Below are 14,571 nucleotides of genomic sequence, written 5' to 3'. Positions count from 1 at the left end.
GTAAAGGGACGAGCAGCGTGGCGAGAACACAGGACGAAATTCGGCAAACCAACGTAAAAAAGATTCTCCAGGCGGCGGAGCAATTGTTTGCTGAAAAAGGCTACGCCGGAGCATCGATGGGGGAAATTGCCCAGTTGGCCGATCTGCCCAAATCCAACGTGCACTACTATTTTTCCACTAAAAAGGCGCTCTACCAGGAAGTGCTGCTAGCGCTGCTGGAAATCTGGAAACAGGACGCGCTGTGCTTTGAACTCTACGACGACCCACGAGTCGTGCTTTCTAGCTATATCCGCGCCAAAATGAATCATTCTCGTTACCGCGCTCACGGCTCGAAAGTGTGGGCGGCGGAAGTAATGCAGGGCGCACCCATCCTGAAAGAGCGCCTGCGCGATAACTTATACGAATGGGCTAAATTGAAAGAGTCGAAAATTCGCGAGTGGGTTGAGTCGGGCCAAATTAACCCCGTTGAACCGTCCTACCTCCTTTATATGATTTGGGCCTCCACCCAGCACTACGCTGATTTCGACTACCAAATCTACCTGCTTAACGACGATAAACCCTTAGACGACCTGCAGTTTGAAAAAGCCGTGCAGTCGGTAACCTCGGTGATTTTGCGGGGGATTGGGTTGACGGCGTGAGCTGTACTCAACGACTGAGCTGCACAGACGTATCAAACTTATGGCGTTTTCGCGACAGTAATGTGCGGAACTTGCGCAGGTTGCCGTGGGAATAGAGCACGCTGTCGCAAAAGCGGTCGTACTCATCTAAATCAGCGACGGCCACGATCAACACAAAATCACACTCACCCGTTACTTGATAGCACTGCTTCACTTCAGGGGCGTTGACCGCTGATGTTAAGAACTGCTGGTAGAGTAATTTGTTATCCCGCTCTATGGTGACTTCCACCACCATGTGTAGGCGCTGGCCTAAGGCATCAGGGTTGAGTAGCGCCACTTCACGCTCAATGACGCCAGCATCGCGTAATCGATTAACCCGCTTTAAACAGGCCGAGGGGGAAAGTCCTATTTCATCCGCTAAGGCTTGATTGGTTTGGCTTGAATCACGTTGAAGCTGGTCAAGAATCCTTCGATCAATAGCGTCCATGCAATAAAATTCTCTTTTTGAGTTTATAAAAAACGAATAGTGATTGTGAGCGCCGTATTGAAAAGAAGATTCTGCGTCATCTCCATTATCATAACGTTTGTTAAAACGATGGCAATGAGGGTTTGATGCGGATCACAATTCACTATTTATTGGCGGTGGTAGGTCGTGTGCTGCAAGACGCGCTGCGCGTGTATGTGACACTACTCAAAATCCTGATACCTGCTTTGCTTATCGTCAAAGGGTTAGAGCTACTTGGTATGATCGAGTGGCTGGGGATGGTACTAGCTCCTTTAATGAGCACACTCGGTTTGCCCGAACAAATGGGCGTTGTGTGGGCGGCGGCGCTCTTCACCAATTTGTACACCGCCATTGCGGTGTTCTTCCAAGTCGTTGGTGAAACGCCTTTGAGTGTTGAACAGGTAACGGTACTAGGGGCATTGATGCTGGTAGGGCATTCACTTCCCGTTGAGGGAGCGGTTGCCAAGCGCGCTGGCGTACCTTGGTGGGGCACGCTGGTTCTGCGTGTCGGTGGGGCTTTACTGCTTGCTTGGCTGTTACACTGCTTCTATTCGTATTTTGGTTTGCTGCAAGCACCCGTTGAATTGGTATGGCAGCCAAGTTTTTCATCAGCACCAACGCTCAGCAGTTGGGCGTTGGCGCAGTTGGAAACGTTAGCGCTTATCTTTGTGATTATTTTAGCGCTGATTGTGCTCTTAAAACTGTTAAAAAGGCTGGGTCTAGAGCGTTGGATTCATCTTGGCTTGCTACCGTTGCTCAAGCTATTAGGTATTGGCCGTTCGGCAGCGAATGTGACGGTCATTGGTTTCACGCTGGGATTAAGCTATGGCGCAGGGCTGCTGATTCGTGACGTGCAAAACGGGGTGCTTAGCAAGCGCGACAGTACGTTAGCGCTGTGTTTTCTCGGCCTCTGCCATAGTGTTATAGAAGATACGCTGCTGATCTTAATGCTCGGAGCCGATATAACGGGCATTTTATGGGCACGGCTGTTGTTTGCCGTTATTGTCACCGCGGTGATTGCCCGCTGGCCCAACGCTACGGGGAATCAGCAATAGGCCGGTACGCTTTTAGAGATGCTTTGAGCTGGCCAATTCTCGGCAAGCCTCCAGTACCTCCTTGGACAGTGACTCATCGTTCAACGTGCGTGCGATAGCAAGCCCCCCCACCATGGTGACCACTTGTTGAATAATTTGGTGTCGAGTTAGTTGGTCTGCTGGTGTCATTTGACTCACCCTGTCGACAAACCCTTTGAAGAGCAAGGTGTAGGTTGACCGAATAGGGAGGTCTTGTTGAGCGACATCGCTAATCAGGCATGCCAATGGACAGGGGACTTGCTGGCTGAAAAGGTGCTCTTCACTTAGATATCGCTCTATGCCTTGTTCAGGTAAATGCTCTAGTGCTAACCGCTGGGCTGCTTGAGTTGCAGCATGCTTGAGCGCCTGAGCGTATAAATCACTTTTTGACTCAAAGTGAGCGTAGAACGCGCCGCGTGTCATTCCTGCTTCTTGCATAACCGTATCTATGCTCACGCCATTGAATCCATGGTGAGTGAAAAGGCGAGCAGCAGCGTGCAATATTTTTTCATGCGAGTGCATTTTGTGCGATTCATCCCACGGCATTATTAACCCCTCCTTGTATTGACATTGATCAGCTCATTTTTGCTTTAAGTAAAATATGTTGTTGAACATATTTTGCCTGTCGTTACTCTTCACTACTACCTATATAAAACGAGAGGAGCGTAATAATGAACGATTTGTCGCAAGAAAAAGGTGTACATATTCTGGGGCCACAATTTAGTACCTTTGTGCGAAGTGTGCAGCTGTGCTGCGAAGAGAAATCAATTCCTTATACGCTTGGTATGTCAATAAACGGCAATGCTATCGACTTACACAGCTCAGAGCACTTACGCTTAAACCCTTTTGGAAAAGTGCCTATATTACTTCATGGGGAGCATCAGCTTTGTGAAACGGCTAGCATTTGTCGCTATTTAGATGAGGCCTTTGAAGGCGATCAATTGCAGCCTGAAGCAGCTTGGGAGCGAGCCTTAGTGGATCAATTTTCTGCTTGGCTATCAGTATATGTAGATGAAGCAATTGTGCGGAGATATTTGTTAGAGTTCTATTTCCCAAAAGGGGAAAATGGGACAGTACGGAAAGATTATATCCGAGCAGCTGAGCCGGAGGTTGCTCGAATGTTATCACTGTTAGAGCTTCAGCTAACCAAGCAGCCTTATTTAGTGACTGAGTCCTTTAGTGTTGCAGATGCATTGGCCGCGCCGATGTTGGATTATTTAAGTAAGTTGCCGCCTGCTGCCCCTTTGTTGCAAAAAACGCCGCATTTATCCACCTACTTAAAGCGGATTCAGGATCGGCCCAGCGCGCGCAATGTATTTGTTGCGGCATAAGCAAAGGCGGGCGAGCCACTATGGCTTGCCCGCACTGATAGCGATTGGCTTGATATGTCGCGAAATCGATACTTTTATTGTTTTGTTTATAGTTTCAAACGTCCAAGTAAAGCTTACCTTCGCCAGCGATGATCGCTTGTCCAGCTACTGTTACAAACCCTTGCTCTATAGTGCCATTGGCGGTGGTGTGGATGACACTGGGTCGCCCCATTTCAACACCTTGGTGAATCTTACATCGCAGGGGATCGGGGTTGAGTGACGCTAAATAGCCGGTTAAAGCTGCTGCAGCGCTGCCAGTGGCGGGATCTTCGCAGAGACTGGCGTGCATGCAGAACATACGGCTCCGTACAATCGTCTCTTTGTTATCGCGTTGTTCCATCACATAAAGGTATATCTGTTCAGTGCCGCTGCGCGCAACGGCATCCGCCCATACTGCTCCGGCGATTTGAATCTGCTCAAGGGCTGCTCGGTCAGCTAGTTCAATAAGATGAAAGGGCAGCCCGAAAGAGGCAATGATGGGATTGCCAATGACTTGGTGGATGTCTAGCCCCAGTAGCTCTACGGCTGTGAGGCGATCAATCGTGCTGCCCGTGACCATGACGGGCTGGGCGGTTTTGAAGGTTGCTCCCTCTCGTTCATAATTAACCGCTAATGCACCGACAGGTGGCTGTAGCACCATGCCTTGCTCGCGGTTGACGAGGTTTAACTCCGCTAGTAGATGCGCGGTACCTACCGTGGGGTGGCCAGCAAACGGCAGCTCAGCCGTGGGTGTGAATATCCGCATAGGGTAGTGATTAGCCGTCGCCGCCGCGCCTAAAAATACCGTCTCTGCCAAGTTAAGCTCATTAGCAATTGCCTGCATGGTGCTGGTTGCAAGCTCATCGGCATTTAAAAAAACCGCCAACTGATTGCCCGAAAAAGGCTTATCGGTAAACACATCCAATAGGTAATACTCAGCAGTTTTCATAGGGGCCTCTTTTGCATGACGAGTGCTGCCAAAACGGTTTACCCCCCTCTTTTAGCGCCTGAGTGCGGGTGATGCCGATATCTTCCAGCAGTCGGTCATCAAGGGTTAATAACTGGCGGCGGCTACGACGGCGTTGATGATAGTGGCGTAACTGACAGCGAATCTGGGTGAGGCTGAAGCGTAGCATGGCAATTCTCCTTGATGGCGATATGCTCAACCAGATTACGCAGCCATGCTCAATCAATACAGATATAGGCTTTTCTATTTTTAAGATACAGATGGTGTGTGTTATATCTCTGTATGGTTGCTGGGCAGGGTATCTGTATTGTTTTTAAAAACGTCTTCAAGAACGTCTTGAAGAGCGATTTTAAAAGCGTTTCAAAGATAGAGGGCTGGAGTTATGACACGCTACGAAGAGGTTGCTTGTATTTTGCGGGAGCGAATTGAGCACGGTATTTACCGCGTGGGTGATCGCCTGCCTTCTATTCGAGCGGTATGTCAGGAGCTTGACGTCAGTATCTCGACTGCTCAGGAGGCTTACAGGCAGTTGATGGATGTGTCGCTGATCGAATCACGACCGAAATCGGGCTACTTTGTACTTCCAAGCCGGGTGCCTGCGGTGCTGCCTTCTGTCTCTCGTCCTGCGCAGTGCCCGCTGGATGTCTCCCAGTGGGATCAAGTATTAGAGCTGGTCGCTACCGAGCGTGACGATAGTCGGCTGCTGCTTGGGCGCGGTGTGCCGAACCTGGCTTATGAAACGCTTAAGCCGTTGTCGAAAATATTGGCGGGGCTTCACCGTAAGAACGATCTGAATGGCTTTAACTACGACAAACTGAGTGGTAGCCCCGAGCTGCGTCAGCAGGTAGCGCGGCTGGCCATTGCCTCCGGTTGTTTGCTGCACCCGGATGACATCATGGTCACCACCGGTTGCCAGGAGGCATTGTCGATAGCGCTGCGCACCCTCACTCAGCCTGGCGACGTGGTGGCCGTGGACTCGCCCAGCTTTTACGGCACCATGCATATCCTAAAAGCCAATGGTCTAAAAGCGTTGGAGATTCCCACTGATCCGCAAACTGGTATCAGTTTGGAAGCATTGGAGATGGCGTTGGAGCAGTGGCCGATCCGTGCCATCCAGGTCACTCCGACGTATAACAATCCACTGGGCTACACCATGAGCGAGGCGCGCAAACAGGCGCTGTTTCAACTCGCCCAACGCTTCGACGTGGCCATCATTGAAGACGATATCTACGGTGATCTCGCCTATACCCAGCCAAGGCCGTTGACGGTGAAGTCTTTCGATGACGATGGGCGGGTGCTGTTGTGCAGTGGCTTTTCGAAAACGGTGGGGCCAGGGCTACGAGTGGGGTGGCTGGCGCCGGGGCGTTATCGAGATAAGGCGCTGCATATGAAGTATGTCTCTACCGGTGCCTCGGCCACATTGCCGCAGTTGGCGGTGGCGGAATTTGTTGCCAAAGGCCACTACGAGCGTCACCTTCGCTATGTTGCTCGGCAATATCAGCGCCAACGGGACATCATGATCAACTGGGTGCAGCGCTATTTTCCAGAAGGTGCGGGCATCAGTTATCCGCAAGGCAGTTTTTTGCTATGGGTGGAGTTACCCGCCGCTGTGGACTGCGTACGTCTTAATGAGCGCTTGGCTCAGCGCGCCATCCATGTGGCACCTGGCTCGCTGTTTTCAGCCTCGGGCAAGTTTCGCCAGTGTTTGCGACTTAACTACGCATTTACGCTAACACCGGCCATCGAAGATGCCGTGCGCACCGTGGGGGAACTCGCCACCGAGATGGTGGAGGAGGCACAGCGGTATGAGGTAGCGCTGAAGTAGGCATTGTTTGCTATCGCTAAATCAAAACGCTTCTTGAGCGGTACGCCATATGCACATACCGATGAAGTAGATGGATGCAATGCCCCATCCCCACAGTGCCCAGGCGGCATGATCGGGGCTGGAGAGCACCAGCGACGTTGTACAGGCGCACCATAATAGCGTAACGGCGATATTGAGAGGCATGAACTGACGAACACGAAACGGATGTAGGAACTTCATCTTGGTCACGGTAAGAATGGCGAGAAAAACGATCGATGCAAAGGTGATGAAGGGCGGTAAATCGAGAATATAAAAATAGGCCGCAGCAATGTTCCAGGCAGCAGGAAAACCAACGAAATAATTATCCTGGCTTTTCATATTAGTGTTGCAGAAACAGAACATCGACGACAGCAGAATGATAAACACTGACAGCAATTCGAAATTGGGCGGCAACTCAATAAAGAAGTAGATAAACAGAGCGGGAATAAATGCCCAGGTTAGATAATCGATGACCATATCAAGCGTCGAACCATCGAAGTGGGGCAGGATGGTTTTTACTTCATACTTACGCGCCAGAGTGCCATCGAAACCATCGACCATCATCGCAGCACCAAGCCAAAGTAAGCAGGCGACTGGATTGTTATCGATCAGCGAGAGCAGCGCCATTGTGCCGAGCAGTACGCCGCTGGCCGTGAATATATGCACGCTCCAAGCTTTCCATATCGAAGCGCGGGATTCTGTGTGCGAAGAGAGCGTTTGGACCACGTTGACCCCATTGGGAACGTGATGTCCCCTAGCTGTTCGGTGTATAGGTGAGTGTGTAAAAACTATACCCTACTACAAGACGACACCCAGCGAATACGTAGGCCAGCCATCTGGGCATGCCACGGTTGTGCAAAAAGTATAGTGCCTTGCGCCTCGGTTGCTACTTTGGTCGTTGAAATTGCTGCCTTGCCTGTTCGACGTGCTCTCGAGTGATACACATCAGCGAGTGATCATTGAGTAGCCCCATGGCCTGCATAAACGCAAACGCAGTGGTTGGACCAACGAATTTCCAGCCGCGCTTTTTCAAATCTTTAGCAAGTGCGATGGATTCAGGCGAGGTGGTCTGAGTTTGTGGTGCGGTCAGTGAATCGAGGGTTGGCTCGAAACGCCAAAAATATGCGGCCAGTGAGCCTTCCTGCTTGACCATTTCCAGCGCCCGTTGGGCATTATTAATCACCGCCTCGATTTTGCCACGATGGCGAATAATGCCTGCGTCCTGCAACAAGCGCTGAACATCCTCTTCGCCAAAGCGGGCAACGTGATGGAAGTCGAAATGATGGAAGGCAGCGCGAAAGTTCTCGCGTTTGTTGAGAATGGTGCGCCAACTTAAGCCCGACTGAAAACTTTCCAGGCAGAGCTTTTCGAATAGCCGCTGGTCATCGACCACCGGAAATCCCCACTCGTTGTCATGGTAGGGCAGAAATTCGGGGGCACCGCCACACCACTGGCAGCGTGGAAGATTATCAGGGGCAATAAAGTCAGGCATTGGGCGCTCCTTAGCAATATCCTAAACGTCATAAGTTGAGTGTGTTGCCGCGCATAGGTATCAAACGTCCGTGGTCGATGATGGGGCCTGTGGGTTGACCGTCAGGCGCGCCACCTCGTGGTTCTATACTGACGGCAAGGTCGGCATTGAATAATTGCGCACGTAGCTCCGCACTAGGGTGTAGCCGTAGGTTACCTTGCTCAGGTAGTAAACCTAACGATATTGGGGTGCCTTCGGCGATTAACCACAGCTCACCAGTCTGATTGCTGCGGACTTGAGTAGGTTGAACGGCCTGCACGATCAGTTCGCCCCTAGTAGTCGCACTAATGATCCAGCCCGGTGTGCGCGATTCATCCTGAACCACAAATACTGCCTCGCCCTGAGGCAATGTAGAAAGTTCAGCTTGCTGCCAAAGAGTACTAAATACTATTGCGACTGCCCCAAATCCGGCAGCGACTGTTTGCCATACGCCTAAGCGTTGCCACCAGGGAGGGGGGAATGCCCCGGTTGCTTGGATAATACGCTGCCAAACCTCTTTGGGAGGCGTTCTAGGATCAAGTTGCTCGTTGAATAACTGCAAGTGCTCTCGCCAGCTATTCACATCATTTTGTAGATCATGACTGACGGCCAGCAGCGCTTCAAAGTGTGTTTTCTGTTTTTTATCCAATACGCCGAGTACATACTCACCAGCCGCTAGGTGGCGTTCATCGGGGTTGGTTAAATCCCATTGGTTAGACATGTTTTTAACCTCTCAAGCCCACGACGAATCCAGCTTTTAACGCTGCCCAGCGGTTGGGACAAAGAGTGAGCAAGCTCGCTATGCGTTAACCCCTGAAAATAAGCCATCTCCATTAACTGACGCTGTTGAAGGCTTAGTGTGTCCAGACAATCATTAAGTCTGTCTTTTTTCTGGCCGCTTATGCTGTCATCTTCAGGGTCTTCGGTACCTAACAGCGTTGCTAATGTAGGTTCATCGGTGGTTGCATCCTGAGGCTTCTGGCGGCGTAGCCAGTCGATGCCAGTATTGCGAGCAAGTGTTGATAGCCAAGTCATAGGTTTAGCACGAGTGGCATCGTACTGATTAGCAACGCGCCATATGTTGATAAAGACATGCTGCAGGCAATCCTGGGCAGCGTTTTCCTCTCTTACTATACGCAGCAGTTGGGCATATAGATGCGCACTAGTGGCACGATAAAGGCGCGCAAATGCTTGGCGGTCGCCTTGGGCGCAGCCACTGAGCTGATCAATAAGGTACTGTTGGCGTTGCGTGGCATCTTGCATTCAGACATCTCTGCGCATTAAACCGAACTATCAGTCTTGGGTAGCGTGGCGTTGAAGGCAATAGACTTCATATTAGTGGCCGATAAAAAATTTTGAAAAGTTTGCATCCACCAGGGCATTAGCCACGTAAGTGTTAATGAGCTTGCATTGTTGAGCCATTTTAATCACAAGTAGGAGATGCCCCAATGAAACTCAAACTTCTTACTGCTAGCCTTTGTGCCGCTGCTCTTTATGCTAGTGCTGCCGTTGCTGATCATGGCCCTACCATGGTGGGCGGAGCCAGCATGCTTCCCGAGCGTAATATTATCGAAAATGCCGTTAACTCAGGTGACCACGAAACGCTGGTGGCTGCAGTGCAGGCAGCTGAACTAGTGGATGTGTTGCAAGGTGATGGCCCTTTTACCGTCTTTGCACCCACGGATGAGGCCTTTGCGGACTTGCCCGACGGCACCGTTGATACGTTGCTACAGCCTGAGAACCTTGAGCAGTTGCAGACCGTTCTGACTTATCACGTGGTGCCAGGCAACCTGACGCGGGACGCGTTGTGGGAAGAGGTTATGGAGAACGACGGCACCGTGGCTTTTAAAACCGTACAAGGCGGGCATCTTTCCGTTATTCGTAACGGTAATAACCTGATGGTGATGGATGCGCAGGGCAATAGTGCCAATATAACGGTGATTGATGTTGCCCAAGCTAACGGCGTTATCCACGTGGTTGATCGTGTATTAATGCCTTAATCGATAGGATGCTGGCGGCTAATTAACACTCATTCGCCAAGTGACTGTCCCGCTGCCTTGAGTCTTAAGGCAGCGGTAGTTTTAATGTTTGACGATTGAAAGCTTCCTCTCACTGCCAACCAACGACAGCGCGGCCACTGAACGCCCTTAGCGAGTAGATATTAACCCTGGCGTAAGTTTAACCATGCGTTGCTAAGCCAAGCACCTGCGTTTATAAGTTCGCTTTCCATTGAACCTGCATAACCGAGCACTAAACCAGGGCGCTTATTCTCACCAAGGTAATAGCGGGAAAGAGGTGAAAGCGTAATACCCGTTTCATTGGCACGCCTTACGAGTATCTCTTCTTTTTCGAAACTATCGAGTTCAGCCAGAAGATGCATACCTGCATGGCCGTCAGAAAGCTGAAGCCCTGCGGCCACCGCAGGCGCTAATGCGGTGCGCAAACAGGCTTGGCGCTGGCGATAAACGGCCCTCATGCGGTTGATGTGACGAGTAAAATGTCCGTTGGCAATGAACTCAGCAAGTGCTGATTGGACAGGATAGTTACCCTCGCGGTGTAGACGCGCGTGAGCGCGCTTAAAGTCTTCGGCAAGCCTATCAGGCAATACCAAATAGCCTAGGCGTAAGCCGGGATAGAGCACCTTACTGAAGGTGCCGACATAAATAACCGATGCCTGTTCCGAAAGCCCCTGTAGCGACGGCGTCGGCGGCGTATCGTAACGAAATTCGCTGTCGTAATCGTCTTCAATGATCCAACTGCCAGTACGGGAAGCATATTCTAGCAATACTAATCGGCGTGGTACTGGCATGGTAACGCCGCTGGGGTATTGGTGGGAGGGTGTTACGTAAATTAGCCGAGGCGCTGGCGCATTCTTAGGGGCAAGCAACGGATTTAACCCTTCTTGATCGACAGGTATGGGCGTTACCGTTAAGCCTGCCGCCAGAAAACAGGCCTGGGCGCCGCGGTAACCGGGCTCTTCCATCCAAACCGAATCACCGTTATCGGTGAGCAGTTGGCTAGTCAGCTCAAATGCCTGTTGGGCACCTTGGGTAATCACAATCTGCTCTGGTTGGCAGCGCACTGCTCGGGAGAGTCTTAGATAGTCACACAGGGCAGCTTTGAGTTCGGGTAGCCCGCCGCTAGCCTGATAGTCCATCCACGATACCTCTGCGTGGTAATAGTGGCGACGCAAAAGGCGTTGCCATAGCTCGCGGGGAAACAGGTCAAGTGCCGGAACGCCAGGGGCAAACGCGCGATGGCCGTGGCTTAACGCTCCGCTTAGTGTCAACAGTGTTTTGCCTCGGTTTGAATAGCGAACAGGCAAAGGCGGTGGAAGCTCGGCCCTGATTAATAGCGTAGGGAGGTCCGCAACATAGAGTCCCGCTCCCTGGCGGGCAATTAGTAACCCTTCCGCCTGCAGCCGATCCATGGCGGCCAGTACTGTATTGCGGCTAATATTTAAAGCGCGGGATAAATAGCGGGAAGAAGGAAGAGTATCACCTGCCGTCAATTCACCGTGTTGAATCCAATCCTTAAGCGAGCGGTAGAGCTGTTGAACCAGCGTAGCTGCTTCATTCGCTGCTAGCCTTATCGCTAGCGCCTCCGTGATCCAATCACTAGCAGCGTTACGTTGTTTCACTGGTTCCCTCAATTTAGTGATAAGTGGCTCTTTGCTATAGACCACTATAGCGGCAAGCTGGGTTTATTCACCATCTTAATGGAGTAGTTGGCATGGTTAATATTCGTTCAGCGGTACTGTCTGACTTAGAGGCGCTTAGTGGATTACTCGACGGCTATCGGCAGTTCTATAATCAGCCGAGTGATATCGATGCGGCGCGTGATTTCTTGCGTCAGCGCTTTGGGCAGGCTGACTCGCGCATTTTAGTTAGTGAAAATAGTGACGGTAACCTCACTGGTTTCGTGCAACTTTATCCTGGGGTTTCCACGGTGGGCTTGAATGCGCGTTGGACGCTAAATGATCTTTTTGTGTTGCCGGAGTGTCGTGATAATGGGACGGGAAGGGCGTTAATGGAAGCCGCTACCCAACTGGCTCGCGAGCATGGTGTCGCGCGCTTAATCCTTATGACTCAGGTAGAAAATGAGCGCGCCCAGCACCTTTATGAGTCCTTGGACTGGCAGCGCAACACGGCGTTTTACGGCTATTTGTTGGATATCAAATAACGTAAATGATGACTAAGGAGCCGTCATCTTCTGAAGTAAGTGCCTGCACAAAATTAAGCGGGCACTGATCATAGGCAACCACTGATTCGATAGGGTCTAAATGCTCGTAAACGTATGCATAAGAACTTAGCTGCCTGGGTGTTGTGGGAGGGAGCTTTAGCTTTGGTTCGACACTTCGACGATGATTTAACTGATTTGCCTGGTTATAGTAGGGGCGGCTACGCCGCCATCGCCCGCTAGAAGCGGCCTCCTACAATAGACGATGAGCCTTGAGCGGCTGAAAAATGATCATAGGCAACCACTGATTTAATGGGGCCTGAATCCTCGCAAACTTATGTATAAGCACTTATTAGCACTCATATATCGACTAGGCGTGCCAAGCCCGGCGTTTAGCCGGGCTCAAACAGCTCAGGTTTTAACTGCACTATAGATTTTAACTGCACTATAGATTTACGCGTTGCTTAGCTTGCGCGCCCGGTGCAGGTTTTCCATCGTATTCAGACACGCCTGGGCGGCTTCTTGCCCTTTGGTAACAAAGTGCTGGGTGTAGAAATCGTGGTGAGTGGTGTGCTCATGGAAGTGGTGTGGCGTTAAGACGACCGAGATAATCGGTACTTGCGTATCTAACTGCACGCGCATTAAGCCATCAATGACCGCATGGGCGACAAAGTCGTGGCGATAAATGCCGCCGTCTACCACAAAGCCTGCCCCGACAATGGCGCCGTAGCGGCCACTTTCGGCGAGTATTTTTGCCTGGAGGGGGATTTCGTAAGCACCTGATACGGTGAAGATGTCCACTTGTTCGGCGTTAAGACCGCAGCGTTCTACTTCAGTGATAAATGCTTCATAGGCCTTCTCGACAATATCTTGATGCCAGTGGCCTTGAATAAACGCGATACGCTGAGCCGTGGTGTGTGTTGAAAGCGTTAGCGGAAATGTCTGATTCATGGTCATTCTCTTGGATAAGTTGTACCAGAATCAGGGCACGCGGGACCGGTCGTCAGGCAACCGCAAAAGGTGGCTGAAGCCACTTTTTAAGTTGCGTGTCTAAGGTACCGTTCTCTTTCATCCGGACTATCACCGTCGGCTTCGGCTTCTCACCGAATCTGCTGACCTCAAGAAATAAAAAACAACCGTCTTGAGCGCTCGCGGGCTTAGATGACAAAAGTTTATTCAGCCACCATCACCGCCGGTGGGGACTTTCACCCCGCCCTGAGAACTTTGCTGATTATCAGCCCGGCTATATTACGCTTTTTCTAAAGGCCAAGCCACGGGGGCGTGGTGATCTTTGCGGGGTCGCGCTGCATAATAATCTCACCGTGGCGAACGGAAAGTAGCACCTCGCCCTGATTGCGCAGCACGCTGTAGTCATCTTCGCCCTCGAGCAGGTTGAAGCTAGCGGGTTTGCCGACCTCAATGCCGTAACGCTCCTCAATATTGAGTGTGCGGGCGCTGTTATCAGTGATAAGCGATAGCGCCTGGCTGAAATCCTGGTAGCCCATCATTTGGCAGATATGCAAGCCAAAATCGAGCGTCCGCAACAGCTTGCCGTTACCCAGCGAGTACCAGGGGTCGAAGATGGAATCCTCGGCAAAGCAGACATTAATGCCCGCGGCGTTTAGTTCTTTTACGCGGGTAACACCGCGACGTTTTGGGTAACTATCAAAGCGTCCCTGCAGGTGGATGCTTTCGGTGGGGCAGGAGACAAAGTTGATGCCCGAACGCTTGAGCAGCAGAAACAGCTTGGAGCAGTAGGCGTTATCGTAAGAGTGCATCGCCGTCGTGTGGCTGGCAGTCACGCGGCTGCCTAAATCGTTAAACAGCGCTTCGCAGGCCAGCACCTCAAGAAAGCGCGAGTTAGGGTCGTCTATCTCATCGCAGTGCACATCCACCAAACGGTCATATTTGATCGCTAGCTCTATCACCCGCTTCATGGAAGCGACGCCTAGTTCTCGGGTGTACTCAAAGTGGGGAATGCCGCCGACAACGTCCGCGCCGATCTCCAGCGCCTCTTCCATCAGGCGGTCGCCGCCGGGGTAGGAAAGCAGGCCATCTTGCGGAAAGGCGACCACTTGGATATCAATTTTATCTTTCAATTCATCGCGCAAGGCGCATAGGGTTTTAATGCCGATTAAACTGGGGTCGCTGGTGTCGGCGTGTGTACGCACAAACTGAACGCCGTTGCCTATCAACAGATTCAGGGTGTTAAGCGCGCGTTCGCGAATATCCGCTTCGGTGAGCATGGGCTTACGCTCCCCCCAGCGCTCGATGCCTTCAAACAGCGTGCCGCTTTGATTCCAGCTTGGCTCGCCCGCCGTTAACGCGGCGTCCAAGTGAATATGCGGTTCAATGAACGGCGCGCAAAGCAGCTTGCCGCCTGCATCAATTTGCTCATCCCCCGCCGTTTGTGGCGCGTCTTGAGCGGTAATCGCTGTGAACGTACCGTTCTCAATCTCAAGCCGGTAAAGCTCAGGGCGCTGGCGTAGGCGGGCGTTAATGATCTGCATGCTCATATAATTAGGGGC

17 protein-coding genes and 1 riboswitch are annotated in these 14,571 nt (G+C 51.5%); of the genes, 6 read left to right on the top strand and 11 right to left on the bottom strand.

Features of this window, described 5'->3' with window-relative positions:
* The first annotated feature begins 17 nt into the window (after positions 1–17).
* Positions 18–638 carry a TetR/AcrR family transcriptional regulator gene (locus NDQ72_17675; protein ID WKD27845.1) on the top strand — a complete coding sequence of 207 codons (621 nt, stop codon included), beginning with the start codon at positions 18–20 and terminating at the stop codon, positions 636–638.
* A gap of 7 nt (positions 639–645) precedes the next feature.
* Here the strand turns inward: NDQ72_17675 and NDQ72_17670 are convergent, their stop codons facing one another.
* Positions 646–1,104 (bottom strand): Lrp/AsnC family transcriptional regulator, encoded by a 459-nt coding sequence (locus NDQ72_17670; GenBank protein WKD27844.1) that lies wholly within the window; start codon positions 1,102–1,104, stop codon positions 646–648.
* Between the two features lie 125 nt (positions 1,105–1,229).
* Between NDQ72_17670 and NDQ72_17665 the strand changes: the two genes are divergently transcribed.
* Complete coding sequence (locus NDQ72_17665) at positions 1,230–2,177, top strand: hypothetical protein (GenBank protein WKD27843.1); 948 nt, start codon at positions 1,230–1,232, stop codon at positions 2,175–2,177.
* A gap of 12 nt (positions 2,178–2,189) precedes the next feature.
* On the opposite strand, the gene NDQ72_17660 is transcribed toward NDQ72_17665, so the two are convergent.
* A complete protein-coding gene (locus NDQ72_17660) occupies positions 2,190–2,741 on the bottom strand; it encodes a TetR/AcrR family transcriptional regulator (protein WKD27842.1) in 552 nt (183 codons plus the stop codon).
* 125 nt (positions 2,742–2,866) lie between these two features.
* Between NDQ72_17660 and NDQ72_17655 the strand changes: the two genes are divergently transcribed.
* Entirely contained in the window at positions 2,867–3,526 is a 660-nt protein-coding gene (locus NDQ72_17655; GenBank protein ID WKD27841.1) for a glutathione S-transferase family protein, read from the top strand.
* A 94-nt stretch (positions 3,527–3,620) separates the two neighbouring features.
* Here the strand turns inward: NDQ72_17655 and NDQ72_17650 are convergent, their stop codons facing one another.
* Both NDQ72_17650 and NDQ72_17645 read right to left on the bottom strand, forming a co-directional pair.
* Positions 3,621–4,493 (bottom strand): PhzF family phenazine biosynthesis protein, encoded by an 873-nt coding sequence (locus NDQ72_17650; GenBank protein ID WKD27840.1) that lies wholly within the window; start codon positions 4,491–4,493, stop codon positions 3,621–3,623.
* On the bottom strand, positions 4,480–4,680 hold the full coding sequence (locus NDQ72_17645; GenBank protein WKD27839.1) for a DUF1127 domain-containing protein: 201 nt from the start codon (positions 4,678–4,680) through the stop codon (positions 4,480–4,482). The genes NDQ72_17650 and NDQ72_17645 overlap by 14 nt, the downstream gene beginning before the upstream one ends.
* Before the next feature lie 213 nt (positions 4,681–4,893).
* Here NDQ72_17645 and NDQ72_17640 point away from each other — a divergent pair, with 213 nt between their 5' ends.
* The gene (locus NDQ72_17640; protein ID WKD27838.1) at positions 4,894–6,336 is read left to right on the top strand and encodes a PLP-dependent aminotransferase family protein; all 1,443 of its coding nucleotides are present in this window, start codon (positions 4,894–4,896) and stop codon (positions 6,334–6,336) included.
* Positions 6,337–6,357: 21 nt separating this feature from the next.
* Here NDQ72_17640 and NDQ72_17635 read toward each other — a convergent pair whose 3' ends face one another.
* From NDQ72_17635 to NDQ72_17620, 4 genes are all read right to left on the bottom strand, one after another.
* On the bottom strand, positions 6,358–7,020 hold the full coding sequence (locus tag NDQ72_17635; GenBank protein ID WKD27837.1) for a CDP-alcohol phosphatidyltransferase family protein: 663 nt from the start codon (positions 7,018–7,020) through the stop codon (positions 6,358–6,360).
* Positions 7,021–7,240: 220 nt separating this feature from the next.
* On the bottom strand, positions 7,241–7,846 hold the full coding sequence (locus tag NDQ72_17630; GenBank protein WKD27836.1) for a DNA-3-methyladenine glycosylase I: 606 nt from the start codon (positions 7,844–7,846) through the stop codon (positions 7,241–7,243).
* A 28-nt stretch (positions 7,847–7,874) separates the two neighbouring features.
* A complete protein-coding gene (locus NDQ72_17625) occupies positions 7,875–8,585 on the bottom strand; it encodes an anti-sigma factor (protein ID WKD27835.1) in 711 nt (236 codons plus the stop codon).
* A complete protein-coding gene (locus tag NDQ72_17620; GenBank protein WKD27834.1) occupies positions 8,564–9,127 on the bottom strand; it encodes a sigma-70 family RNA polymerase sigma factor in 564 nt (187 codons plus the stop codon). The genes NDQ72_17625 and NDQ72_17620 overlap by 22 nt, the downstream gene beginning before the upstream one ends.
* Before the next feature lie 185 nt (positions 9,128–9,312).
* Here NDQ72_17620 and NDQ72_17615 point away from each other — a divergent pair, with 185 nt between their 5' ends.
* On the top strand, positions 9,313–9,864 hold the full coding sequence (locus NDQ72_17615; GenBank protein WKD27833.1) for a fasciclin domain-containing protein: 552 nt from the start codon (positions 9,313–9,315) through the stop codon (positions 9,862–9,864).
* Between the two features lie 161 nt (positions 9,865–10,025).
* Here NDQ72_17615 and NDQ72_17610 read toward each other — a convergent pair whose 3' ends face one another.
* On the bottom strand, positions 10,026–11,504 hold the full coding sequence (locus tag NDQ72_17610) for a PLP-dependent aminotransferase family protein (protein WKD27832.1): 1,479 nt from the start codon (positions 11,502–11,504) through the stop codon (positions 10,026–10,028).
* 92 nt (positions 11,505–11,596) lie between these two features.
* Between NDQ72_17610 and NDQ72_17605 the strand changes: the two genes are divergently transcribed.
* Positions 11,597–12,046, top strand: coding sequence for a GNAT family N-acetyltransferase (locus NDQ72_17605; protein WKD27831.1), 450 nt, complete (start codon positions 11,597–11,599; stop codon positions 12,044–12,046).
* Between the two features lie 450 nt (positions 12,047–12,496).
* Here the strand turns inward: NDQ72_17605 and NDQ72_17600 are convergent, their stop codons facing one another.
* Positions 12,497–12,994, bottom strand: a complete 498-nt coding sequence (locus tag NDQ72_17600) for a 6,7-dimethyl-8-ribityllumazine synthase (GenBank protein WKD27830.1) — start codon at positions 12,992–12,994, stop codon at positions 12,497–12,499.
* 105 nt (positions 12,995–13,099) lie between these two features.
* Positions 13,100–13,270, bottom strand: a riboswitch (FMN riboswitch).
* A 32-nt stretch (positions 13,271–13,302) separates the two neighbouring features.
* On the bottom strand, positions 13,303–14,559 hold the full coding sequence (gene codA / locus NDQ72_17595; GenBank protein WKD27829.1) for a cytosine deaminase: 1,257 nt from the start codon (positions 14,557–14,559) through the stop codon (positions 13,303–13,305).
* Positions 14,560–14,571: the final 12 nt, after the last annotated feature.

It is taken from the genome of Halomonas sp. KG2, assembly GCA_030440445.1.
GTDB lineage: Bacteria > Pseudomonadota > Gammaproteobacteria > Pseudomonadales > Halomonadaceae > Vreelandella.
The sequence above is the reverse complement of the archived record's forward strand: the minus strand, read 5'-3'. Positions and strand labels throughout refer to the sequence as shown.